Consider the following 26,189-nt stretch of genomic DNA (forward strand, 5'->3'; position numbering starts at 1 on the left):
AAGAGGTTGAAATGAAATTATTATTTAAATACATAGTTGCGCTTACGCTCGTGCCTTTAGGTATGCTTTTCAGCGCAATGACTTATGCAAGTCAATCTGATAAATCCCCAAACATCCTAGTATTTCTCGTCGACGATCTTCGGCCTGACTTGGGCATTTATGATCAAGCTCAGGTGCGCACTCCCAACATCGATCAGTTGGCCAACGAGGGCGTGAAGTTTACCCACGCCTATGCGCAACAAGCTATTTGTGGCCCTTCACGTGTGAGTATTATGACAGGTTTGCGTCCTGAAACGACAGGGCTGTATACCATTAGACAAGATGGACGACTTCGACCTAATCAGCCTAATGTTATGTCGATGCCGCAGCTGTTTAAGGCTAATGGGTATAAGACCGTTAGTATTGGGAAGGTTTACCACAGTACAACAGATGATGCAGAAAACTGGTCTACTCATATCAAAAAGCTCGATAACTTTTACGCCATTGACGGCAATAAAGAGAAGCGATTTGCGTATGAAGCGGGCGAGGTAGATGACGACTTTTACAAAGACGGTAAAGTGGCCAGTGATGCCATAGATACATTGAAAGGGTTAAAAGACGATAAGTTTTTGATGTTCGTTGGCCTTAGTAAGCCTCACCTTCCTTTTAACGCTCCGAAGCGTTACTGGGACTTGTATAATAGCAACGAATTTGCTGTGCCAAGCCGAAATAAGCCTGAAAACATGTACCGCCTTGCACTTACGAACTGGGGGGAACTTCGTATGTACGGTGGCATCCCTAAAGAAGGTAATGTTGATGATGAACTGACCAAAAAGCTCATACACGGATATTACGCATCGGTTAGTTATATGGACGCCCAAGTGGGCAGAGTAATGCAGGCTCTAGAAGAAATGGACCTGCGAGAAAATACCATGGTTGTGTTGATGAGCGACCATGGTTACAAGCTTGGTGAGTATGGTGCGTGGAACAAGCATACCAACATGGAGCTGGATACTCGGGTGCCTCTGATTATTAGTCGAGAATTTTCTCATACTACGCGAGTAGCGAATAAAACCTCTGATGCCTTGGTGGAAAATATCGATATTTTTCCGACACTCTCCGAAGCTGCAGGTCTTACTATGCCTGAAGTGGACGGGGAAAGTATACTGTCTGTTGTAGACAACCCCAACCATTCATTCAAGCCTGCCGCCTATAGCCTCTTTAATCGAGGCAAGATAATGGGTGTTACAGTTACAGACGGACAATGGCGATATACACAGTGGCGAGATGCCGCGACACAGGAGATAAAGTTTACTGAACTATATGATCACACCGCATCTGATGTTGCAAGGGTCAATGAATCTGGAAAGCCAGCGTTGCAAAAAATAGAAGCAAAGCTACGTGAACTACTGCAGGCAAAGTTTCCTCTCAATGCGCCATCGTTTTATCAAAAGCGAAACGTTAATAATACGAATATACCAGTAACGTTGGCTGCGGATTTCACGGATAATCTTTCACAAATAGGCGAAGTGTATGATTTTTTCGACGTTGCTGTGAGAACGGAAAGGGGGAGCCCAAATTCAAAACCAGCAACGTTTGGCCGCAAGCCAAAGGTGAATACAGTCAGAATGTTAGGTGGCTGGTTTAACCAAGATTTATCGGGCGATACCTATTTATGGGATGGCGAAAAATATACCTATAACTTTGAGGCAGCATTCGCCAAGCTCGATAGTTGGTTAGATGGTGACTGGGATATATTTCAGATTGTACTAGACAATCCCCCTTGGGCGTTTCAGCGTGGTTATAAATTTGTTAAAGAGCCTGATGGAGAACACTACTTATTGAAAGATAAAGTGGGGGTGTATGGAAACGGGCTACCGCCGAACGATGCGACAGCATGGAATAGTTATATACGCGCTTTTATAACTAAACTGGTTGAACGTTATGGCAAAGAAAGAGTGCTTAACTGGCGATTCAGAGTAGGGTCTGAAATAGATACCCGACCGCAGCACTGGGCGGCTACTCGTGAAGAGTTTTTTGAACATTACCGCAATACAGTAGCAGCAATTAAATCTGTTCTTCCGAGTGTAAAAGTAGGGGCTCACTTCAGAGAAGCCTCTCATGAAAGCCAATATGTTGATTACACAGGTAACACAGAAAAGGCTTATGCACCGCATTTCGTCACCTGGGCCAAAGAAAATAATGTGCCCTATGATTTCCTAGCAATTTCCTACTATCCACACATAACCCACCCTCATGAAATGGATATGGATAAGGTTTATGCTAGCCAAATCGCACCTATCGTAGGCCACCCGGATTATAACCCAGCCGCTAGCTTTGAAATTCATGAGTATAAATTCATTGTGAAAATGAAGCGTGCAGGGTTTGTTAGTGTCGCGACTTCGCACAATTCAGCGTTTTTTGCCATGCTCGCTAAAATGATGTTAACCCACAACATTAAAGAAGTTTTTCAGTGGGGAAATGTTCAAGAAGGGTCATACAGTCCCGAGGCAATGACACAGTTGGCACTGTTTTCAATGGTGGGAAACACGCTATATGAAAATACCTCGAGCGTCTCTAAAACGCCTTTTGGAAACACGGTAAACGGAATATTTACTAAAAGAGAATCAGATGAAGGAATTGACGTACTTGTCTTCAATTTTAACAACGAAAACATGGATACTCTAATGCCTGAATTACTTCAGCTCCGTGTTCACGTCGATAAGCCCGCTGGCACGAGGTTCCAGTACCGCGTGGCGCAAATTGATGGCGAAACTAATATTGAGCAGCAGTTCTTAAATGATTTTCCTAAAGCCATGCTTATGGAAAGTGAAGGCGGATGGCGTAAAGCCGATGCTCATCCTACCGCATCTGTGCGCGATGCTTTAAACGAAACGGGGCAAAATATTTTTCGCGAACAGCGAGCGAAGTATGGAAATCTCACCTCTTTAAAATGGAATGACTGGATACAGGGAACGACAAAAGAAAGCGGCGAAGCATCGACCGTTTCAATCAAAGCGTCAATACCCTCATTTTCCGTGCAGAAGTATGAGGTGCGGTGGGTATCGGAAGAAATATAAAAATTACGAACTGCATAAAAACAATGTTTGAGCGAGACTTGGCTAAACTAAGCTGTAACGAAAAGATTTAATTTGATTAAATGTGATTGTTAATGGTGAAATTGGATGGGTTTTTGTTTATTCTGCAAAGATAGATTAGTTACTAACGGTATGTATAGGATGAACAAAAAACAACAAGCGATCTTCTCTATTCTAGCTGCTTGCATTTTATCAGCTTGCAGCGCAACAGATGAGCAAGCCAGCGCACCGGCAGTTAAAGAAAAAGTGCCCAACACAGTTACTTATTCTAAAAAGATTGATTGGCCGGAAAACAACGCTAAATTTTGCGATGCAGCGTTAGATCATGCCACTATTCAGTATGACGGGTTTAGAAAAGCATATACTGACCCTAAAAAGGTGCCTAGGTCATATAGCCAAGGAAAACCAAGGTTAGAGCCAATGTTAGGGTGGACGACCGGGTTTGTTGCTGGCAGTTTCTGGAATTTATATGAACATAATCAAAATCAAAGTTGGTTAGATACGGCAAACGAGTGGACTATTGCACTAGAGAAAAATCAGTTTAATCGTAAAACCCATGATATTGGATTTATCATCTATGACAGTTTCGGAAATGGCCTTCGCTTAACAGATAACAAAGAGTACGAAACTGTTATTGTGAACGCGGCAAAAACATTAATGGAACGTTACAACCCCAAAATTGGTGTAACCTATTCTTGGAGTTGGGGAACATGGGAGTTCCCAGTCATTATCGACAATATGATGAATTTGGAACTGCTGTACCGCGCATCAGAAATAACCGGTGACCCAGTTTACCGCAATGCTGCCATCAGTCATGCAACCGTCACTATGGAGCATCACTTCCGTGACGATTACAGTTCGTTCCACTTAGTCAATTACAATAGAGATACCGGTAAACCTAACTGGAAACAAACCTTCCAAGGCATTGCTGACGATTCTTCATGGTCACGGGGACAAGGTTGGGGGCTATATGGCTACACCATGTCGTATCGATTTACTCAAGATGAAAAGTTCTTAGCGCATGCTCAAGGTATCGCAAACTATATTCTTAACCACCAGAATATGCCAGACGACCTAGTGCCTTATTTTGATTACGATGCACCAAAACACGAGGGGACAACGCTATACCGAGATTCGTCTGCTGCTTCGTTGGTTGCAAGTGCGTTACTAGAGTTATCAACGTTTGTTGAAGGGGCCGAGTCAGAGCGTTATTACGATGCTGCTATGAAAATGTTACGGACATTATCTTCACCTGCTTATTTGGCTGATATAGGTGAAAACGGCCACTTCTTGTTAAAACAGGCAACAGGTAATTTTCCTGCAAATGATGAGTTAAACTCGGCGTTAAATTACGGTGATTATTATTACCTGCAAGCTTTGAATCGCTGTAAGGCAATGTAGCATTACGAGCTTTAATTAATGCCACCAAGCCCGTGCGTTAGCGCGGGTTGTACGAGCCCTACTTAATTTAATCAGTAGTGATTGAAAAAGCTCTATCAAAGCCGGGTGTTCATTAGGTGAAAGTAGCTGCCGTTCACGCGCTAGCATTTAAATGGCAGCAATGTACGTACAGCGGCCGTTGGCTCATTCAGAATTTAATGGCATCTATGAGCGAATATCGGAAATAATATAGCCAGATAGAGCTTGCCCATTAAATACACAGGCGTTCAGACTTATACCAATGCAATTCAGCCAATATGCCAGTTGCTACAACTTAATCACTTTACAGAGACAAAAGCTCAAGACCATCGGAAGCACACTTTGAAGCGTCATTAGTTTAGGGGCTAATTCCAAACATCGGTATACGCGCGAAGAGCGAGTGTATTTGTGCGAGTAATTATATTTTCTGGTGTCCAATTATCTTGTGTTTCTGATGCTAAGAATTCCTCCACAATTCGATAATCAGAATTCTGATAAATTTGCTTTTTAATAGAAAAGTCACTGACATTTGCTTGACCATTCAAACTTTGACCCAGCGGCAGTAAGTTACCTATAGAGCCTATTATTTCTTTATCTATGTTAGATGTAGATTGGCTCAAAATATGTTCTATTGATAAATCACTTGGTTCAAACTCATTACTGTTCCTCAATGACCGCTCAAATTTAATAAATATATATTGAATCAGCTTTTTATGGGAGGTGTTCCCGTTAACAAACTGTAATTTACTAAATTTATCTATGAAGTTTTCTTGAGTCGGTTTCTTCTGACTTAAGGTGGTTAAAAGTTCATCAATCGTTTCTCTGGCTTCTCGGCTATCTACTGTGTTTGATAGTTTTCGTGCTGACTTGGCATATGTTCCTTCTATACCAGATGGTCTCAAGCTACAAATTGAATTAAACATGAAGTGGAAATTTTCAATTTTTTTCAGAGTATCAATGAACTTAGCTTGTTTTAGTATACCTCTTTTGCGTGCCTTAAACAGTGACAATAGAAATGACCGCATGATGCTTACGTTAAACACTCTTAAAGCGCTTAGTGAATTGAAAATATCCCTTTGATCAGCTTGCGGCCAATCAGTCGATAATGGAGAAACTATTTTTATATAACTCAGGCAGTCATCATGCAGTTCTTGCAGATAATCCTCAGCTATTAAGTTACCCCCATCCCACTGCTTCTTGAACGCCTTATATAAATTTCGCTTACTAGTATAAGCAAATTTTGTCGTCCAATGATGAATTGTGTACTCTTCTAACCCTACCGAAATTTCTCTCGAAGATAAGGTGCTTACAATTCCATTCCACCTATCTTTTGCAAAATCAATTGGGTATGTTGTCCCCCATTCTTGCAATACTTTATTTTTTATAAGGTCTACTGGGCTCAGATTTATTCCGCGAGCGTTGAGTATTTCAAAAATAGTGTAGGCGTCATCGCTATTCAGCACATTTACTCGAATAACTTTCAAGTGGTCAACAATTAAATCTAAAAGTAAGTTAAGGATTTCTATATATTTCTCGTTACTAACCTTGCCAGTTAAACCAAATAGTTTTTTTAAAGAGGGCTTACCTACAAGTTTAGCAATTTGCTCAAAGGCATTTTTAACGAGGGTATCTTCTTCAGATTGGGGTGAACATCGATGTGGCTCTAGGTCTTGGACTAACAACTGAAAGTAGTTCGTAGAAGATCGCTTGTCTAGCTTTGCAAACTCGTTTCCTCTTCGGTCTGAGCCTTTTATGTAAGTTTCAAATGTAGATTGCGCAGCTCGAACTACACCTATGCTATTCAGTGCTCTACACAAAGCAGAGATTAACATAGTGATTACGGTTAACCTTTGTTGTCCGTCTACAATTTCTATCTCGAAGCTGTCATCGGGGCCAGCCAAGACTAACGTTCCGATAAAGTATTCTTCACATTCATAGCCTGATTCAGTTTTGATTATAGAATTAATCAAATCAGACCATAGCTCATCAATGTTTTCTTTTGTCCAAGAAAACTCTCTTTGGTATCTAGGGATAAAATATTGTTTACTAACTGACAATAGCGCATTTATTGTCACTGGCTCAGCTTGAAAATTCATATAATTCCCTTAAACATAATTCGGGGGCGTATTGTGGAGCGGCTAAAAAGCTTACCCGTTTAAGTCGTCTAACATCCAACGTATCAAAATTCGAGGCATATGTCCGCTTTTAAACCAAAAGCTGCCGTTCAAATATTTGTAATTGAACGGCAGAAGAATACGTGATGCGGACCTTCACGACTTAGTATTCTAGTTTCAACTTTGAACGAGCAGCGGACTTGTCGAGATTTTGATTTTAGCTTGAAAATTCTATCCAGAATAGCAACCAAATTACGCCATAACCTTCTTTAAATACGTATTTTCAATAAGGTTTTTTCTGCATTTAAGAAAATGCATGATTCCATTATCTCTACCTTTTCTACCAATCATTCTCCAGTAATCGCTATTGTGGTTTAATACTGTTAGTGAACTTTCGAACATAGTTTCCTTCTCAGCTAATATTGAAGAGCACCCGTTAGGTAAATTTAATCCACAAACCTCGATGCAGAATGACTCAACATATTGTTCCATCATCATTTTCATCGTTTTACTATCAGACTCGCAGTTACTCACATACTTCAAAAATTCAGCTATAGAACGTTCACTTTCATTGGTTACACAAAGTAGCTTTTCGTATTGCTCGATAGTCAAAAAATGGATGTTGCGAAAAGAAATAAGGTCTTTAGCTAAAGTCTCTAATTCAGTGCTTAGCTTTTCAGGTAAAAAACTTAATATCCTTTCCCCTGTTCCTAAGAAAAACTCCTGATGTGTAACTACAAGTCCATACCTATCATCGATACATTCGATATTTTCGAAACCGTTAGATGATAGAACATCGACCGTATCAATGATTTGCCTTATAGCCTTTAAATGTTGATCGTTTATTCTTCTTGAAATTCGATATCTGGAGGTCGCTGAAAGAACAGGGTTTGTTGGATCAACTCCTTTAGCGTCAATAAAAATAGTAGCTCCTGTTTCTTGAACAAGGAAATCTACGACTAACCTGTCACTGTTACCACTTTTTGCATAAAACTCTCTCAATCCGTCTTCTCGAATTGCCGATACAGAAAGTTCTTTATGAATTTGATCTATATACTCTTCAAAACATCTTGTGAATATATTTCTATTATTTGAGTTTTCTCTAATAAAACAACGAACTAACGACTCAGAAATCCCTATCATTACCATAGTAGGGTGAATAACCAATAATCCTTTATCGGTTAATAGAAAAGGTGAGTTAAGAAATACAGACTCCTTAAAGTATTCGTTATCAGCAACAACTCTATCTGGTTCACTTGATGCTTCATCAACAAACTCTGTTATTGTTTTTGATAATATATTGATAACTTTAGAAATGCATTCCAAACTATAATGTGGCGTAAAGTTGCTGGCTAAAGTTGAAAAATCAAAAAATTTGGTCTTTTCGGTCATGCAATAAATACACAATAAAAAAGCTAACTCATAAAACTCTTCAAGTTCGAGTTCATACCTCTTCTTAAATGCATTTCTGAATTTTTTTCTGTTTGAAGGGTCTGCGTCTATTATTTTTTTAATTCTCAAAAAAGAGTAGGCTAAGTCTCGACTATTCTTCTGGAATATGACTTGAGGTGCTAGCAAAGCCCTTATTTGAACGGAAAGCGGTGATGTATCAACCCCTACTGCAATATGTTGCGTGCGCCAAATTCCATTCAAGATATATTGTACATCTTTCTGTGAAGCGGTCTGTTTACCTGATTTAGGATGAAGTTCTAAGACCCAGTCGATAGCTAATAGAACAACCCAAGGAGCTGAGATTTCACCTGCTTTTTTCATATTAGGTGTTTGTTGTAAGTATGAAATCAACTCGCCAAATAAAGAAATAGTATTGAATTTGCAGATTCTTGATCTGATAGGCATTGCTGCTTCTTCAAAAGTTTTCATTCGCCTGTCTCTAACTCCTTACTAAAATTCGCTACATCTCATCCGTAATAATGATGCAACTAGCATAAAGATGAAGTGCAAAAATTGAAAGGTATGAAACTATTTTCAATAGTAGCGATCCTCCTCGTTATCTTTTAGCTGTAGCATTTTCGTTTTGACCAATATCAGAAGTAGAAAATCACAACATTGAATGTCCGTTGTTTATCTGAAGCGGACCTCTTTGTCTCAACCAAAGAAGATCCACCTTACGCTCATAGCTATCTGTTAGCTGAAGTGCAACCTTCCCGCCCCAGACTGCAAAAATAACCAATGAACTACCTTAATTAATTCTTTGCCGCCGGATCTGGCTCTCTGTAAACCCCTGGCTCTATCCTTACATTCACTATCTCATCGTTTGCGGGCCATGCGAGTACAACCAGCTGCTGTCTATCAGCATCCCAAATAAAGTCGCTGGGTTTCGTATTGGCTTTAGATGAATACACACGAAAACCAGTTTTAATCGGACTGTGCGTAAGAATTAAATCCTCGCCGATGTGAACGGAGAATCCATCAGGGTAGTGGCGATCTGCGCCCACAAAAATTCTTGATGCACCTTTGCTATTATTTGTTTTTATATTGAGGTTTAGCGTGCGGGTAGCGAAATGAAACATAAAGTTTTTAATATCGCCAGCAATATATTGCGGATAGGGGCGGGCGATAATATCGGTGATATATTTTCGCTCTACAGTTCCGTCGGCTTGTTTATCAGAGAAAATAGCCCAAGTCGATTCACCGCCTGGCAAGAAATTTTGGTAGCTACGGTTGCCTAGAAACCAAGCTTTAATTGAACCGACACCCATTTGGTCAAAAATTTCTGCAGTACGAATATAAAACTTTATATAGTGCAACTGTTCCTCTACTGATTTGTCGGTAGTAAGTAGCGTGGGAAAGCCCCATTCGCCTACTAAAATTGGCGCTTGAAGTAAGTCCGCTTCTTTATCAAACCGTTCCATAGTCGGTGCGATGTAGTCAATATACTCTTGGTAAATGTGTGGTGCGAAAACGATGTTTTTGCGGTTTACCCTTTTCTTAATTTCCGCGTATTGATTTTTGTTTATTGCTTCACCTTTGTTCATAAAAATAGTTTGAATTAAGAACAACTTTTCGTCGCTGTAGGGCAGTGCGGCATCGATGATTTTTTCGTAGAGCGGAATTAAATAATCGCTAGTTAGCTCATCATAAGACTGTGTTAGCTCTTTTTTTCTCGGCTCGTTTACCAAGTCGTAGCCGATAACTGCATCGTTGTCTTTAAACGCATCCCAAATATGTCGCCATGCGCTAATGTACTTTTCTTGAGCATTATTTTGGTTGAAGTATAAATCTGGCCATGAAAAACCTTTGGCGCCGTATACCGTTAACTTAAACACGGTTTTAATACCGGCTTCTCTTCCAAGGCGAACAGCACGTTTTAAACGGGCCAAGTATTCTGGTTGCAACTTTGAATTGCCGAATGTACTCAATTTACCTAGTTCTAACCTAACAACTTGTACATTGGCGCCCATTCGCACCATGCGCACATAATCTTCTTGTGAAAAGTTAACATCTCCACCCGCATCGTTAGTGTTTACTACAAAGCCGCGCGGAATCATATGCCGACCTGCTTCATCGCGAAGGCCATGCTTAATGTCTTGTGCAAGTACCACGTTATTTGCAAAAAGTGGAAGCAGCAAAGTAATTAGCAGTGTTCTCAATAGTGATTGTGTCATCTAAAAAACCTCTTGTTGTTCCTATTAGTTTCACAACGGCAGAGCGCAAATGAATGGGTTGTTTTCCATGTGAGCGATAGTATCTGTAATGAATGTTACTTTTCGCCTCAAAAGAGTCTGGTTTTCTGTTCATAACACCACTGCGCGGTGAACTTTGAAACGTAATTACCCAGCGTTATTACAACGAAAATACTTGTAAATATAAACTACGCGCATCGCCTGTACCTTCCGCGTCTTTCAGAAAGTAGTAGGCCTTATTGTCTTTAATAAAGACCACGGCCTTATCGAATGCCGGACCTTGCTTGTGCTCGTAGATAGTAGTGAAAGTTTCTGAGGTATCCTCAGCCTTTGCGATAGCCACATGGCCATTTTTCAACCCAGTAAGATAAACATCATCCCCGTTACTAAACAGTTGCCCACCAAACGGTACCTGAACGGTAGTAAAGCTTTTTTGACCGAATTTACGGAATGTGTGCAGGTTTTTCTCTTCATTGAATTCAAGGTCTACTACTTTACTTATGAAGTGCTCATCGCCACTGTTTGTCACTGTGAAGTCAAACCCGTGAACAATAGATACTTGGTTCTTTTTATGTGTTTTAGCCCAGTCTCCAGGCTCTTCAATTTGGATGTGCTCAGAAATAGCTAATGGAATTTCAATTGGTTCAGCGTACGCATTTTTCCAATCCGAGACGCCGTGCGGGTCGTCAGAATAAGCGTAGTAAATACCGTTTTGATATAGGTATTTATCTGAAGTGTTTTTAGAACGTCGTTGAAACGCTATGCGAAACTTACCGCCTGTGAATTTGAAATCGCCATAAAGCCCCCAGTTATGCTCGCTTCCATGTTCTGAAGCTAAAACACTATTGAAATCATAATACCCATGCCATTTTTTACCGTCATACCGTGCAAAAAGCATTTTTCCATTCGCTGAAAAACCGTAGCGCATTTTCATAAACAAATTTCCATCCTCTCCAGTGAAAAAAGCCGGGTAGGTGAGGAGTTTCGTCGTATCGATCTCACTAATTCCATCGAAAGCTAAATGCTTGTAGTGGCCCGCGCTTGAATTGACAAATTGTTCCAAAGTAAATTTGTCGTCTGGCACTGTGGCTGCGCCCTCTAGAGAATAAGAGTATCGCAGATAGTCTTCAGAAAACGCTTCTACTCTGCCATTGCGATGCATGTCGTATAGCAAGTGAATGGTATCGTTTATTGGGCTGATACCCACCGCAATCGTATTGTGTGTTTCACCCAACCACCATTTGCCTTTGAACCCTGTATGCTGGTGAGGAAACTGAATAGTTTTAACAACGCCAGTTTTGGTGTTAAACCTAGAAAGCATTACATGTCGATTGTTTTTGCCTCCTTGGTACCACGTCATAAATACAAAGTGCTTATATACCTTAATACAGTCACCGTGAGGAGATAATGCATTGCCGAAAATATAATCATAACCTTCAGGATTATTGGCTGTATGAGAGCCTTTGACCTTATTACCACTAAAAAAAAGTGCGTTGTCAGTGATGAGCAATTCAGTATCTAACTCGACAGAAGCGTAGGTAATAATACTGAATGATAGAAAACAAATAAGAAATAGTAGTGCAAGGTTGCTCTTAACGTAAATACCTAAATTTTTTTGTTTTTTCGCACGATGTAATAGCAATTTCCGGCCCCCTCTATAAAACTTATATTTGTTCTAAGCTTAATGACTTTACGTTATATGATTAATTTCCAGTCTTTCCCCTTATGCCTACACTGATGCTGATATGACTGAAAATGGTTATTAATGAGTGAAAGTGGTTTTAATTAAATGTACACTGCTTGTAAGTGTTTAGCGAGTAAATCAAATGAAATTAAAACTAAAAATGCGTGGTCTAGCGCTGCAAATTAGCTTACCTGTTAAAGTTTTGGCCGTGCTTTCAATGTTAACAGCCTGTGAATCGAGCGATACTGTAGGTGTATCTTCAAGCGCAAACAAAGCAAGTGGGGTATTTCTAGAGAGCAGTACAAAAATAACAAATGGCGCGCTTCATTTTGATGGTAAAAAGCTCAATCACAAAACCTTCGAAAACCCTTCAACAGGACCCGAGTACGATTACTTTTTTGGAAGAAATATTTCGGCTCATGGCGATGCGGTCAAACCTTATAAGCACTATGTTTTCATGACGTGGTACAAGGGCGGAAAAGAAGAACGCAATGTTATGCTTTCTAGGTTTAACACTAAAACGGGCGTTGTAAAAACTGTTCAGTTTCCCCATCGACACACAGGGTTTCGAGGAAATCCGTTAGTAGGGGAGTCACATAACACCATAGGTTTAGCCGTGAGCCCGAAAAATGGCACTATTCATATGGTGTACGATATGCACGCCTATGTTGATGATGATGAAAACGGCAGATTTAAGGGGCGGTTTGTAGACGATTTCTTCCGTTATTCTTATTCATTGACTGGTGCTGCGGACGTACCGGATGAGGAATTCACATTAGCGCAGTTTGTCAAAGATACCAGCATAGTTAGTCAGGGCGCCGATGACTATAAACATTTGACCATGACAGGTAACTTGGAAGACAAGCAAAACTTTTCTGCACTGACTTATCCAAAATTTTATAAGAGTAAAGAGGGCGAACTCCTGCATTACATGCGATGGGGCGGCAACAACAATGGTGCTTATTATTTCAATAAGTACGACGCTGAAAAACAAGTGTGGACTCGCTTTACACCTTTCAATCATAAAGACCAACAAACTCATGGAAATGCGTACAACTGGGGTTTATATGGTCAGATGAAGTATATAAACGGTAAGTTACGTGTAGGGTTTCAACAACGCAGTGCGAATAATAATGACCGCTATAAGTACCAGAATGGTGTTTACTATGCGTACTCTGATCATCCTGATGGTTTAGGTGAATGGAAAAATGTAGATGGCGAGGACATGACCTGGCCCCTAGTTAACTCTGATGAAATAAAAATCTTCGAGCCTGGCGATTATATCGATCATCAAGAGTCGAATTCTGTCCACATTGTAACGGGATTTGATTGGACGGTGACTGAGAATGATGACCTCCATTTTATCACTCACGTTCGCTCTACAGATACAAAGCGAAGTGATTACAAAGAGGTGTCGATACACGCCTTTAAACCAGCCAACGCAGAGAGCTTTACAGTTACGACTGATTTCACCGGTGCAGATTCAATTTATACGTCGGGCGATAGTATTTTCATAATCGGCCTTAAAAATGGTTATCCGTTCGTTGAAAAAGCGAAGGGGGGGACGAACGATTTTGAGGTAGTTTACCAGCAAAATACGGGCGTTAAATTTGACCATGGCACTATTCACATTGAAAACGGCAAAGCCTACTACTATTTGATGGAGAAAGGCGCAGGTAACGCCCTACCGCTTCATCTACAAGTCATTGATTTGGGTGTGTCTGGGTAAGTTTACAGCCAATGTAATGTGTAATAGCTTTACCCTGTATTGAGTAGTGTTGTGAGCGTTTCAATAACGGAGAGTCACTATGTTCTGCCTAAAAAAGTATTCTACCGCTTTATTAGCGGGCGTTTTGAGCTTCAATTGTTATGCTGTTGATGTGTTAAAAGCCAATACTGAATTCAAAAGGCAAAACTACACCGCTGCTTTACCATTGTATGAAGAAGGCGCTAAATTGGGCAATGCACATGCTCAATATCAACTTGGTGTAATGTACCTAAAAGGACTTGGGATAGAGCCAAGTACGGTATCGTCGATGATCTACTTATCGTTGGCGGCCGAGCAACGCTACTACAATGCTCAAAGTATTATTGAGCAAATGCGCTCATCGTTAGATGAACAGGAGCTTTCTCTGCTGGATAACGCCATAAAGGAACAGCGAGTTGTTCATCAAAACTATCAGCACCAGTTTTTACCAGAGCTGAATCAAAATAACATTGATAAGAAAGTAGCTTTCGATGGAGAGAATGCGTTAACGCAAAAAGTGTATTTTGAAGAATTGGTCGAGTTTCAAAACTTCGATGATGATTTTCAAAATTCCGGTAGTGGGCTTGACGATTTGGACGATGATGTCTCATTAGATACAGCAATTGTTGTTAGTAATCCCGGCTTCTTGGTGGTAGAAAACGATGTGGCTTGCGACGGCTCTGTGCGGTTCGTTCGCGAAATTCAAAAGTCTGGAAATACGAGACGTTTTCTCGACGCTTATAAGCTATTCCCGCTAGGACAGCCTAAACTAGGTGGTGAGTCGACTGAGTTTGTCCATCGAGCATATTTAGGAGCGGCGGTTAATGATCAATTTTATCTCAACGATAACCTGCCTCAATTATACAAAGAGACGCGCCGTGTCTTACGCGCCGCAAAAAAAGAACCAACACTTGAGTCACTTTACGAATATGCTATGGCGATGATCATTTTTCCTTGGATGGAGAGTGAAGGCAACGGAGCTGAAAAATTGCTTAAGCAGCTTGCCGAAAAAGGGCATCCAGGAGCTATGTATGAATATGGCTTACAGTTGTACATTAAGCAAAAAGACATAGCTGAAGCAATAAAGTGGATAGCTCAAGCGAGTAAATATGGTCTTTCTCGAGCAGAATATCGTTTGGGTAAACTTTTACTTTCCAGTCCTTGGGTAATTAATGACGAGAAAAAAGCGCTGTTTTGGTTTGAATCAGCTGCACAGAAGGGGGATGAAGCAGCAGCCCTCCATGTAGCAAAGATAAAGCTGACAACAAAAAACAAAACGTTAATAGATGTTACTGGCGCGATACAGTATTTGGACGCTATTTCAAGTTCTCAAAACCTAAATCCAGAATATCAATATTTGCTTTCTATCTCTTATAGACTGCGCCCACAGCGTGACTTCAAAAAATCAGTTGAGCTGTTAGAAAAAGCTATCTCAATGGGAATGCGCACCAACTGGGACACTTCCGAATGGCAGGCTTTGCTAGCCAAAATGCTACAAGGCAATATCACGGTAACAGACTTTTAACTGAAGTAAGGTGAGTGATGATCGGCTAGGCCCTTCTGAGTAGAGAGGGCCTTTTCGACATTCCCGAGAATCTATTCCATGAAAATATCCACTCGTTCATCGAAACAATTTTTTAATGACCGCTGATAAATCAGACTGCTAGTTAACCAACACTTTGTTAATTAGCTGCTGATTTAGTACAGGATCATATTCAGGGTTGAGTTTGGTGGGAATATCTGCATCCGTTTGCTGTTGCCATGCTTTGAGTTTTGCTTTTAATTCTGCAAGCTTCTGCGGATTCCTGTTCGCTAAATTATTCTTCTCTGCTAAATCATTTTCCAAGTTATACAGTTCAAACTCGTTGTTTTCGAAGTATTGGATTAGCTTCCAGTCGCCACTTCTTATGGCACTTCCTGGACGTGTTCTAAATAACGGGTCTTGACCTTGGTCAGTAGATGCATGGTGTGCTTGAAGATACACTGGAAAGTGCCAAAACAAATCGCGTTCTGCAATGTTACCTTTGCCTAATAAGTACCTACTTAAATCAACACCGTCCAAGACTTGATTTGGTAATTCCGCTTTCGCTAAGTTAACCAAAGTGGGATAAAAGTCGGCATTAATTACAGGTGTATGATCAAGGCCTGGTTTAATTTTTCCTGGCCAACTCACTATAAGCGGTACGCGTATACCACCGTCATAATAAGAACCTTTACCGCCACGAAGCGGCGAAGGAAAAGACGACATACGATAACCACCGTTGTCAGATGTGAAAATAACCAAGGTGCTATCGGCTAAGCCCTCAGATGATAACGTGTTAAGAATTCGGCCGACATTCTCATCCATATGCTCAACCATAGCAGCGTAAGTCGCTTGTTTTGCGTCATTAATTCCCTTTTTACGATACTTGTCTACCTTATCAACAACGGCTTGATAGGGAGTGTGGACAGTATAATAAGGAATATAGGCAAAAAATGGCTGGTCTTTGCTTGATTTAACCCATTCAATCACTTCGTTTGTTAAACGCTCGGTCAAATACTCGCCTTTGGGGCCATCTTTAATGTTAGGTAAGTCATAAGGACTAAAATAATTGAAGGTCATACCTTGGTGACTACCAGCAACATTAACATCAAAACCTTGTTCATCAGGGTCGGGGCCTAAGTGCCACTTGCCAAAAGAACCCGTTGTGTAGCCAACAGTTTTTAGTGATTCTGCGATCGTAATAACATCTGTGCTTATACCACGTTTGTTTTTTATTGGAATTAACTTACGTGTTTTTGCATCGCCGCGGGTAGATGGGGAGACGGTATAAACACCGTGACGTGGCCCATACTGACCTGACATTAATACCGCACGACTCGGCGCACAGTTAGCGGCGCCGGCATAGGCTTGGTCAAAAACTACACCTTGCTGCGCTAATGTGTCGACATTCGGGGTTTCAAAGTAATTTGACGTTTGGTTGTACCCTACGTCAGACCAGCCCAGATCGTCGACCACAATCATAATGATATTAGGTTTGGCATATTGTGTATTCATGGCAGCGTTTGATGGTTCAGCGCCGCTGCTCCAAACAGCCATCGAGATTAAAGTGAAAGTTACTAATAAATTTCTTAATTGCATTGAGGTTACTCACTTTTTCTACTTATATGTTTAAAACTTTCAAAAATTTTGAAAACGGTGTTTTATAGCGAATATATTGCTCTATCAGTTAGTGAAACCTTATGCCTTATGCTCCCACCAATGTATAAGTGGTAATAAATTTGGGGCACCATGTTGAAGGTCATACACCACCAGAATAGTTTGTAATCGTACTGGAACACGTTTACTCAAGGGTAAACTGGTCAATATTAGGGCCACTTTCACCAACGGTTCTAAATTCTATATGGTTGGCACCTTTTACTAGCGTGAAGCTTACTGCTTGTTCGTCCCACTTACTGTCCCAACTCCCGGTAGGCTCAAATTCGACCATAGCCGCTTTCTTATCATTTACATAGATAGCAATAGGCCGTTGTGAGCTCTCGTCGTTGTGCGTGTAACGGAAAACAGCAGTGTATACGCCCTCAGCACCGTCGTTCTCGTGGTACCAATACATTGTGCCTTCTTCGTCATTAAATGTTCCATAAGCCCCTCCGTGAACCCCATGAGCGCCGCGCACTGCTGCGGCGCCTTGGCCGTATTCAGCATCTTCGCCCTGTAATGATAAGCCGCGACCTATCCACATATCGGCTGAGTTTTCATCGCCCCAGAAAAGGCCCACACCCTGTCCGAATTGTTGCTTCATTTGAAAGGCAAGTCGGCCATTGATAACCACATTCGCGTATACTGTGTCACCATCGTTAACTGCGAAAGGGGTAAGGTAAGGTTTCATTTCTTCTTCATTGGGGGTGTTCACGCTATAGCGAACTTGAATTTCTTGGGACGCGATATTTGCGGTGTCAGTGATAGCAATGGTTTGAACATCAATAGCCACCTTGTTCGAGAGCCTTAACGCTTCGTCACCCACGATAGCAGCTATAGTGACAAATTCGCGAGCATCAGGATAAGCAACTTCAACAAACGCGCGGTTTTTTCCCATAAATAAATGTCTGTAATTAGATTTAACACGATTGGTGTGTTCGTAAGGAGAGCCGTTTTCAAGTGCTTTTACTTTTAATCCTTCACTAAAGTGACAATAGGTCTTATGACTCCCATAGGGGTAAAAGTTGTTATCCTTATCTACGGTTTCAGTAGTGATTACTTTCGCAGTATTGAAACCATCCTCAGCGGTATAGGTGTCGATGCTGTGTCTTAGGCCAACAGGTGAGCCAGCGGTTTTAATTTCTTTCTCTAAGACCTTTTTACCGTTCATATAACCCACTGCGCGTATTAAACCCGGCGTCCAAGGTACGAACCATTCTGCTTGCATCTCATCGGCTTGTTTTCCCGGTTTATCACGGCCAAGGGATTTACCATTTAGAAATAGCTCGACTTCATCGAGATTAGAATAAACCCATACTGGCACCAATGTACCTTCCTCCATCGTTGGATGTGTCCAACTTGGGAGAATATGAAGTGAAGGTTCATCTAGCCATTGGCTTCGATAAAAGTGGAAAAGGTCTTTCTTAAAGCCTGCCAAATCCAGTGCGCCACCCATAAAAGCAATGTAAGGCCAACCTCCGTGTGCTAACCCAGCTTCTCCATGGTAGTCGAAGCCGGTCCAACGAAAGTGCCCCGCGTGGTGAGGCAAGTCACGTGCAAGCTCCCAGTTTTTACGCGCATTAATCCGAACTGTTGCGTTATCGTAAGACGAGTTAAGATGCTGTTTTTGATTCGACCACTCTTTGGGATCTTTCCAATCGTAAAAGAAAATTTCCTTCTCTGTGATATCAGGTAACTCGAACGTGTCTCCCTTAGGACCGTCCCGCCACCATGTTTGGGTACGATAGTATCCACGAGTTTGCCACGTGTGAGGGGCTTCCGTTGATACGAAAGGGCGATCAAACCGTCGTTCGAAGAAGCTCATGTTTTCTGACCCTCCGTTAATACCTATTACGTCGAGTCCCTCTTTATTGGTAGAACCAGAGGTAACAAGTCGAGTTGGGTCATGTTTTTTCACAGCAGCAGCAAGCTCAGTAACAATGTCACCGTGAGTCTCATTACCTACACTGTAAATAATGATTGAAGGGTGATTTCTATTGCGTGTAACCCACTCGGTTAAGTCTCTCTCCCACCACTCATCGAAATGATATCGGCCGTAGTCGTGACGTGCTTTTTGCTTCCATCCGTCAAATACTTCATCCATCACCATTATACCTAGCTCGTCACACAGCTCATAAAACATGGTGGGGTAGGGATTATGCCCAGTACGAATGGCGTTAACGCCCATTTCTTTTAGAAGGTTTAGTTTCCATCGTAGAAGCGGTTTCGTCCAAGCGCCTCCAACAGGGCCACCTTCATAATGTTCGGCAACGCCTTTAATATTGATATTTTCGCCGTTTATCCAAAAGCCCTTATCTGTTTTCCATTCGATATCTCGAACGCCAAATTTTGCTATTTGAGAGTCAATGACGTTTCCGTTATCTAAAAGAGTTAGCGATAACCTATACAAATAAGCATTATGCGGCTTCCAGCGTTTAGCTCCGGACAAGTTGAAAGATAGGGCATACTCCGTCTTTTCATTCTCGACTTTGTTAACTTTTTCAAGCGAGGTGAGGTGCGTTAATATCTTTTCATTATCTTGATCGTAAACAGCGTAATGAAGCTCATACCCAGAAATATTCTGGGTATTGTGACTTAATTCAAAGCTAACGGCGACCTCTGTTTCTTGGCCGACGTGGGGAGTATGGATAAACAACGAGTTATGTTTAATATGGACGGGGTTGAGGATAGCTAGTTTGACTGGTGCATAGATACCGCCTGGGTGATACCATCTGGCTGATGGTTGCAGTTCGTTATCAACTCGCAAGCTAATAACATTGTCTCCCTGATTTAAGTACTTGCTTAACTCATATTGAAAACTAATGTAGCCATACGGTCTTTTTCCGAGGTAATGTCCGTTAATCCACACCTCACTGTTCATATACACGCCGTCAAACTGAATCCAGATGTGTTTATCCTGCCAGCTTGCATCATAGGTGAAATGCTTTCTATACCAAGCTATCCCTCCTCCGTGATAGCCACCTGATTGTCCTTGGGAACCGGTCTTATTTACGCCCTCTTCAAATATATAGTCATGAGGAACGTCTAACTTTTTCCAACCACTATCATTGAAGTTTTCATGTTTATAGATTTCATTGTCATCAAGCGTAAACAGCCAGTCTTCATTAAAGCTTATAATCTGTCTTGTTGCGTTTGTTGCATATACGTTGGCTGCTAGTAGTACGCTAAACAAAGACAAGGCCAAAAGCAAAAAGCGCGTCAGGCGGTTATTATTTAAAACATTGCGCGTCATTGTTATGGCCCTTTTTTAAGCTATATGAAAATTATATTGTTACCTGAAATGCTTACTTAGATAGCCGAGGCGCTACATCCTCATAAGTGGCGTCAGTTGAATCAGTCATCCGAATCTCATCTAGGTATAAATAATGATCGCTCTGCATTCCGCTCAAATCACCGTTAAAATACATTCCCCACGATGGATAAATGCCTTTGTCATCGTTATAGCCAAATCGAATGTTTTGTTTATCTAATACCTTTTTGCCATCAACCCAAAGCTCTAGAAAACCGGTGCTAACTTGTGTGTAGTCAACTTTGGCGTGAAGAACGAAGTCGACCCAACGGTCTAGATAATCTTGTTTGTTACCCGGTACTTCAAAATGAGCAGTTCCATCACCATGTCGGCTAGGGCTTAGTTCGTGAGGGTCCCATTTCCAAGCCCCTCGCATGCCCTCTGGAGTGAGCGTCAAGGAAAAAGGTGGGTTTCGGGAATGCTCTTTTAATCGTTTGTCGGCGCTACCGTGAATCTGAAAAAACAACCAATCGTTCGGTTCATTGCGCGTGCCTTCGCTAGGAAAATAGAAACTAAAGCCGTACCATGCTTCAGCGCCTAAAACTTTGCTGGTTTTAAAGCCATGAAACATCGCTTTTCTATCTACGTTATCGATTTTTTGAGGGTCTCCATTATAAGAAGCTGGCGTTTTATGCTTCCAATACAATTTTGCTGAGTAGTCACCGCTGCGAACAATACTTTGTTCTAGCGAAAACGCGGAGTCAGTTTGTAGTTGGTTAAACATGAAATTTTTCGCGAGCGAGTTGTCTAGGCCAGGTGTAAAACCGCGAGGAGAGGCCGCATTCCAGCCTCCATTTTCAAACGATTCATGAAACAATGTTGCGTCAGTTGCGCCGTCGACACCAGTCGAAGCGAGCTGACCCGGTCGCTGAAACTCACCATCATGCCAAAGGTATAAGCGTTGGGCTGCCCCTTTTTTAATATTTAAAATAACACCTATATTTAGTCCAGCATCATCTTTGATTGCTTCCATCTGTATACGCGTATTATCAAGTGCCAAATGGGCATTGACGACTTTCCAGTCAGTACCGTTTGAACTTTCCACTGTGGAAAAATAGGTTGTGCCATTTGCGTCGCGATACACAGTAACAGCGGTGTGTTTACCTGATGGCGTGCCTAAAACTACCAAATCGAGAATATTAGAAATTGACTTGTTTTCTTCATCTTTTAGCGTTCTGTTTACCGTACCTGGCATAGGTAAACTATGTTGCCATTGACCGTTGTTAAAGGCTGCCATTCGCCACTCGCGGTAAGCCTTAGTGCGAGCCTCATAAGCTACTGCTGGCTGACCACTTTTTAAAATGACTGGAGAAGTACCAAATGGCGTTTCCTCTTTATCTGTTGAATTGAAAGCCAGCATCTTGTCGTTCGCCACATTAATTGTGACCGGAAGGTCAATGTTTTCACCTTGAGCGTTATAGAAAAGCCCACTGGTTGTATCTAAACGCATGTAATAGGCGTTGATACGGGCATAGGTTTCTTTATCGTGAATTTCTAAGAAGTTACATTCGTGCCAAAGAAAGCTAATGGCTATCTCGGTATCTGAGATTTTAAGCGGGTTGATGTAAAACGTATCAACATTAATGGGCTCGTCTGATTGAGGCGTTGGCCAGGTAATAATAACAGGCTTCTCAAAACGTTTAGTTCCGGCAGGCATCTTATAATAGACCCATGGGGACTTATGAGTTCCAGCCCGCGTAAATAAGTAGATATCGCCATTGCCCATCTTATAGCTTTTAGTGTATGACGCAAAAGGCGTAATATCATCTACGTATTTGAACTCGCTAATGTCATAAGGTTTTTTAGATACAACATGCAGCATTCTACCGCCAGCGTGAGGCGTGTCTATTGAAAGCGGATTTAGTCCATCCTCACGTTCTCCACCATGCCCGCCATAGACTATGTGTAGGTAGCCTTGCGTATCCATTTCTATGATTGGCCTGCCGTGACTATCAATCTTTCTATCGCCTTTTGATAAGGTACTTTCGGCGACTTTGAAAGGTCCTTTCCATTCTTGGGTTACAAGATTATAGCTGGCGACGTATGGGTCAGTTAACTTCCCTTGATAGGTGATATATAGCGTATCCCCATCAAGGTATTGCCATCCGCGATGAGGGTTTCCAGGCAAATTTTCAGTAAAGTGACCTTTTGGTAGCTTTGGTAGAGCATCAGGAAGAGTTTTTTTGGGCCCTAGGTCTTCTTTTACAAGAGGATAAATATTTTCGAATTTCTTTCCCTCTTTGAACCCGTCATAAATTTGTTGATATTCCGGATACTGTCCATAGAGGTATTGATCAACGCGCCATTGCCAGTACTGGTGGCTTGCAGGATCCGAAGGCGCTATTTGTGCTCTTAAGGCTGAAAAAACGTCGTCGGTTTTAGAGTACTTGGCAATGAGAGCAGCTCTTTGAGTGTAGAAGTCATTTTCCGAAATCGTTTCTTTGGGGGTCTCTGTTGGGGCGCAAGCCGCAGTTAAAAAGCTTATTGCCAACCCGAAAGCGGCGGTTTTGAATAAACCAGCACTTTTTAATCTAACTATCGTGGCCTTCTTCTTAATTTTCATTTTATTTTATCTCAATGAGAGTCGTCACCGTTGCCCTATTCTTCTGTTTCAAAGACAGCGATGTTGAGTTACATTCAATCACATGTAATCACAATGTAGCAAAATTAGTCACCATGAATCAAAATCAATTTGTTTTTGTGTTAAAAAATGTCGTTGTGTTATTTTTTTTTATAGCAGTTGTGTTTATCGTCACCCCATTGAAAACGCTGGCGCAGTCTATTTTAGAGTCGGAGTTCGCGTCGCCTGAGCCATCCTATCTTCCGAAAACTTGGATGCATGCGATGAACGGCAATATGAGCAAAGAAGGGTTTACCGAGGACTTCAAAGCTATGCGAGATGCAGGCATTGGAGGGGCAATCTTCTTTCATGTCCATAGACGTAACTGGCCATATTCTTCCCGCGGCCCTATTAGATTTGATACTGACGAATTTTATGAACACTTACTTCATGCCGCCGAGCAAGCAGATAAACAAGGTATTGAGTTTGGTATTCACAATTCCGACGGGTGGACGTCGAGCGGTGGTCCATGGGTAACGCCAGAACAGTCAATGAAACGGTTGACGTGGTCAGAGCTAAGTGTAAGTGGTAAGCAAGTCTTAGTCCCCCCTCAGCCCGGATATGCAGAGCAGCTTTATCGTGATGTCGCTGTCATTGCCATACCCAGAGATAATTATGTATCAGACAATCGTTTTAAAAACGCCAAGATCACTACTTCTGACAAAACTCTCGATGCTAGTGTTTTAAAAGATAGCGATTGGGATACTGAACTGACCTTTTCAAAAAATGAAGATGACGTCTATTGGGTACAGGTAGAGGTGGACAAGCCATCTACACTCAGAAGCCTGCAGATAGAGACCCCAAATCGACATGGCGATGCTTCTCTCTGGGTATCGGATGATGGAGAGAACTTTCGCCGCGTTGTAGACAAACTGCGTAGACCAAGAACTGGCGCCAGAATGTGGGCTTTCAGTCCACAATTGGTTACTGATAAGAATGATGGTTTTAATGCCAAGTATTTTCGCGTTGTATTTGATAAACCTATTGCCATCAAGCGTTTCGACTTGTGGTCAACGCCGCGTATGGATAACTGGCTTTCAATGAACTCTATGGAACGAGGAAAGTTAAGCTTAGCACCGAGTATAGCGCCTGATGCCTTGATTAGGCGTGATGACATTGTTGTATTGAATAGAGGAGAACTGCCGCCGGAAGGTGTAAATGTGTCTGACGGTGACTGGCAACTTTTACGTTTTGGATACACCAGTACGGGTGCTTTTAATGTGCCGGCTACGGTGGAAGGAGAAGGTTTAGAAGTCGATAAATTTGATGCCGAAGCCTTGCGTTTTCACTTTGAACAATTTGTTGGAAAAGTGATGGAAGGAGCCAAAGACGCCGGTATCAAATCACTTAAGACGGTCGAGATTGATAGCTACGAAGTGGGTGGACAAAACTGGACTGATGATATAGCACAAAGTTTTCAACAAAAGTTTGGCTATGATTTTATCCCGTGGTTACCTCTTATGACTGGCCGGGTTATTGAGTCGCCTGAACATACGGGAGCCGTTTTACAAGAATTTAGACAGCATCAGTCAGACCTAATGGTAGAAAACTACTTCGGTGAATTTACCCGTTTAGCAAACGAATATGGGCTTGAATCCTATATTGAGCCTTACGGATGGGGGCCCTTTGACGAACTCGCTGCAGGTGGAAAAGCAGACCGCTTGATGGGTGAATTCTGGGTACGCGAGAAAGAGTACAACGGTCGCATTATGGCTGCCATTTCGTCAGCGCATATTTATGGTAAAAAAGTGGTTTCAGCTGAGTCCTTCACATCCATCAATACGGTAAATTGGTATGGACATCCTTACTTCTACAAGCATTACGGTGACGAAATGTGGGTGCGGGGCATCAACGAAACCATGTTTCATCGATTTGCCCATCAACCGAATAACCATATAAAACCTGGCATGACGATGGATTCTATCGGTTCTCATATCGATAGAACGCAAACATGGTGGAATAATGGTGGCAAAGCGTGGTTCAAATATTTAGCCAGAGGCTCTTATTTACTTCAACAAGGCGTACCAGAGGCAGACTTCCTTGTGCATTTGGGGGATGTGGCGCCTCTCAGAGTGGGTAACGCCAACAACACTTCTGTGCCCAATGGCTACGGCTACGATTACACCAACACAGATGTTTTACTTAACCGCGTATGTGTAAAAGATGGGATGTTGGTGCTTCCCGAGGGCACCAGCTACAAAGCGTTACATTTGTACAAAACTGAGTATTTACACTTTAAAACGTTGCAGCGCATTGAAGAGCTAGTCGCTGCAGGCGCAACTGTTATTGGCAACAGGCCCAAGCATGTTATTGGTTACAGTGAGTGGGCGTACCAAAATGAGTTTGACCAGATTGTAAAGTCGCTATGGGGCGATGAAGAGAATAATGCACCTCGATTAAATCGCTACAAAAAAGGGGTCGTTAGTAGCTATTCGTTAGACGAATCAATCGACGTGTTGGAGATGGAGGCTGATATGGAAATTAATGGCGAACCAGCACAGTTTTTTGCGCACAGACGCATTGGGCCAAACGATCTTTATTATTTCTACAATGACGACCCTGAATTCAAACATGTCGAAATAAGTCTACGTGAGGGAAAGGGGACGCCGGAAATATGGAATGTGGATGATGGCACCATAGAGAGAATTAAAGACTTCCAAATAAACAACTCTCGACTCACAACTAAGCTTTCTTTAGAGCCATTTGCATCTAGGTTTATTTTTATTCGACGTGATGATGAAAGCCCAATATATAAAGGCAATCATAGTTCTAAGGTCGATGATATTTACGTACGAAAGAGTGAGCATGAGACTATTTACACATTCAGCAGACCATGGCTTGTCAAATTTGATAAAGCATGGGCAGGGCCAGGCGAGGTTACGTTTGATGAGCTTATAGATTGGACTGATAGTGACATCGAAGGCATTAAGTATTATTCCGGTACTGTCCAATATCAAACTACTTTTCAATTAGACAGCGATCGATTAGTAAAAGCGGGGCCAGCATATCTGGATTTGGGAAACGTACAACAAATTGCAGAGGTTACAGTGAATGGTCAAGAATTCGAAACCTTGTGGAAGCCTCCTTTTGTTCTAAATATTCAAAGTGCGTTAAAGCCCGGTGAAAATACGCTTAAAATTTCGGTGACAAACACGTGGGTAAACCGACTAATTGGGGATGAAGCATACCCAGACACCAGCGGTTATTCGATGACTGGCGATACTGTGCCTTGGCTGATTGAAAATAGACCTCCACCTCAAAGTCAGCGTGTCACTTTCACTGGATTCAATTTCTTTGTTAAACAACCGAAAACGCTGCAACCATCTGGCTTGATTGGGCCTGTAAGGCTTCTAAAGATGAAAAAAACGTTTGATGAAAAAATTCACTAAAGCCAGT

The 26,189-nt window shown here is 41.7% G+C and carries 12 protein-coding genes; 5 read left to right on the forward strand and 7 right to left on the reverse strand.

The genetic code is table 11. The features are described 5' to 3' along the window. Positions 1 to 11 precede the first annotated feature (11 nt). Together AC27KT_RS17670 and AC27KT_RS17675 are read left to right on the forward strand one after the other, a co-directional pair. Entirely contained in the window at positions 12 to 3,059 is a 3,048-nt protein-coding gene (locus AC27KT_RS17670) for a sulfatase (protein ID WP_456252764.1), read from the forward strand. Between the two features lie 159 nt (positions 3,060 to 3,218). Beyond that, the gene (locus AC27KT_RS17675; protein WP_456252763.1) at positions 3,219 to 4,478 is read left to right on the forward strand and encodes a glycoside hydrolase family 88 protein; all 1,260 of its coding nucleotides are present in this window, start codon (positions 3,219 to 3,221) and stop codon (positions 4,476 to 4,478) included. A gap of 383 nt (positions 4,479 to 4,861) precedes the next feature. Here AC27KT_RS17675 and AC27KT_RS17680 read toward each other — a convergent pair whose 3' ends face one another. From AC27KT_RS17680 to AC27KT_RS17695, 4 genes are all read right to left on the reverse strand, one after another. After that, entirely contained in the window at positions 4,862 to 6,592 is a 1,731-nt protein-coding gene (locus AC27KT_RS17680) for a DUF262 domain-containing protein (protein WP_456252762.1), read from the reverse strand. Between the two features lie 270 nt (positions 6,593 to 6,862). Beyond that, entirely contained in the window at positions 6,863 to 8,491 is a 1,629-nt protein-coding gene (gapS1, locus tag AC27KT_RS17685) for a GapS1 family protein (protein ID WP_456252761.1), read from the reverse strand. A gap of 323 nt (positions 8,492 to 8,814) precedes the next feature. Continuing rightward, positions 8,815 to 10,236 carry a cellulase family glycosylhydrolase gene (locus tag AC27KT_RS17690; protein WP_456252760.1) on the reverse strand — a complete coding sequence of 474 codons (1,422 nt, stop codon included), beginning with the start codon at positions 10,234 to 10,236 and terminating at the stop codon, positions 8,815 to 8,817. A gap of 178 nt (positions 10,237 to 10,414) precedes the next feature. Then, positions 10,415 to 11,896: a BNR-4 repeat-containing protein gene (locus AC27KT_RS17695; RefSeq protein WP_456252759.1), complete on the reverse strand. Its 1,482-nt coding sequence runs from the start codon at positions 11,894 to 11,896 to the stop codon at positions 10,415 to 10,417. 259 nt (positions 11,897 to 12,155) lie between these two features. Between AC27KT_RS17695 and AC27KT_RS17700 the strand changes: the two genes are divergently transcribed. Further along, positions 12,156 to 13,667, forward strand: coding sequence for a BNR-4 repeat-containing protein (locus AC27KT_RS17700; RefSeq protein ID WP_456252798.1), 1,512 nt, complete (start codon positions 12,156 to 12,158; stop codon positions 13,665 to 13,667). A 79-nt stretch (positions 13,668 to 13,746) separates the two neighbouring features. Then, positions 13,747 to 15,210: a tetratricopeptide repeat protein gene (locus tag AC27KT_RS17705; RefSeq protein WP_487132163.1), complete on the forward strand. Its 1,464-nt coding sequence runs from the start codon at positions 13,747 to 13,749 to the stop codon at positions 15,208 to 15,210. Between the two features lie 138 nt (positions 15,211 to 15,348). Here AC27KT_RS17705 and AC27KT_RS17710 read toward each other — a convergent pair whose 3' ends face one another. The 3 genes from AC27KT_RS17710 to AC27KT_RS17720 all read right to left on the reverse strand — a co-directional run bounded on the left by AC27KT_RS17710 (position 15,349) and on the right by AC27KT_RS17720 (position 22,736). After that, complete coding sequence (locus AC27KT_RS17710) at positions 15,349 to 16,806, reverse strand: sulfatase (protein ID WP_487132165.1); 1,458 nt, start codon at positions 16,804 to 16,806, stop codon at positions 15,349 to 15,351. A 202-nt stretch (positions 16,807 to 17,008) separates the two neighbouring features. Then, positions 17,009 to 20,116: a glycoside hydrolase family 2 TIM barrel-domain containing protein gene (locus AC27KT_RS17715; RefSeq protein ID WP_487132167.1), complete on the reverse strand. Its 3,108-nt coding sequence runs from the start codon at positions 20,114 to 20,116 to the stop codon at positions 17,009 to 17,011. 52 nt (positions 20,117 to 20,168) lie between these two features. Continuing rightward, positions 20,169 to 22,736 (reverse strand): heparin lyase I family protein, encoded by a 2,568-nt coding sequence (locus AC27KT_RS17720; protein ID WP_487132168.1) that lies wholly within the window; start codon positions 22,734 to 22,736, stop codon positions 20,169 to 20,171. Positions 22,737 to 22,891: 155 nt separating this feature from the next. Here AC27KT_RS17720 and AC27KT_RS17725 point away from each other — a divergent pair, with 155 nt between their 5' ends. Then, on the forward strand, positions 22,892 to 26,182 hold the full coding sequence (locus AC27KT_RS17725) for a glycosyl hydrolase (RefSeq protein ID WP_487132170.1): 3,291 nt from the start codon (positions 22,892 to 22,894) through the stop codon (positions 26,180 to 26,182). Positions 26,183 to 26,189: the final 7 nt, after the last annotated feature.

Source organism: Alteromonas sp. 5NW40-0090, from assembly GCF_057552975.1.

What these genes read in the sequence shown, in the direction of transcription:
- AC27KT_RS17705 (WP_487132163.1), top strand. Translation starts at nt 13,747, where the DNA reads ATGTTCTGCCTAAAAAAGTATTCTACCGCTTTATTAGCGGGCGTTTTG.
- AC27KT_RS17720 (WP_487132168.1), bottom strand. Translation starts at nt 22,736, where the DNA reads ATGAAAATTAAGAAGAAGGCCACGATAGTTAGATTAAAAAGTGCTGGT.
- AC27KT_RS17715 (WP_487132167.1), bottom strand. Translation starts at nt 20,116, where the DNA reads ATGACGCGCAATGTTTTAAATAATAACCGCCTGACGCGCTTTTTGCTT.
- AC27KT_RS17690 (WP_456252760.1), bottom strand. Translation starts at nt 10,236, where the DNA reads ATGACACAATCACTATTGAGAACACTGCTAATTACTTTGCTGCTTCCA.
- gapS1 (WP_456252761.1), bottom strand. Translation starts at nt 8,491, where the DNA reads ATGAAAACTTTTGAAGAAGCAGCAATGCCTATCAGATCAAGAATCTGC.
- AC27KT_RS17670 (WP_456252764.1), top strand. Translation starts at nt 12, where the DNA reads ATGAAATTATTATTTAAATACATAGTTGCGCTTACGCTCGTGCCTTTA.
- AC27KT_RS17675 (WP_456252763.1), top strand. Translation starts at nt 3,219, where the DNA reads ATGAACAAAAAACAACAAGCGATCTTCTCTATTCTAGCTGCTTGCATT.
- AC27KT_RS17680 (WP_456252762.1), bottom strand. Translation starts at nt 6,592, where the DNA reads ATGAATTTTCAAGCTGAGCCAGTGACAATAAATGCGCTATTGTCAGTT.
- AC27KT_RS17710 (WP_487132165.1), bottom strand. Translation starts at nt 16,806, where the DNA reads ATGCAATTAAGAAATTTATTAGTAACTTTCACTTTAATCTCGATGGCT.
- AC27KT_RS17700 (WP_456252798.1), top strand. Translation starts at nt 12,156, where the DNA reads ATGTTAACAGCCTGTGAATCGAGCGATACTGTAGGTGTATCTTCAAGC.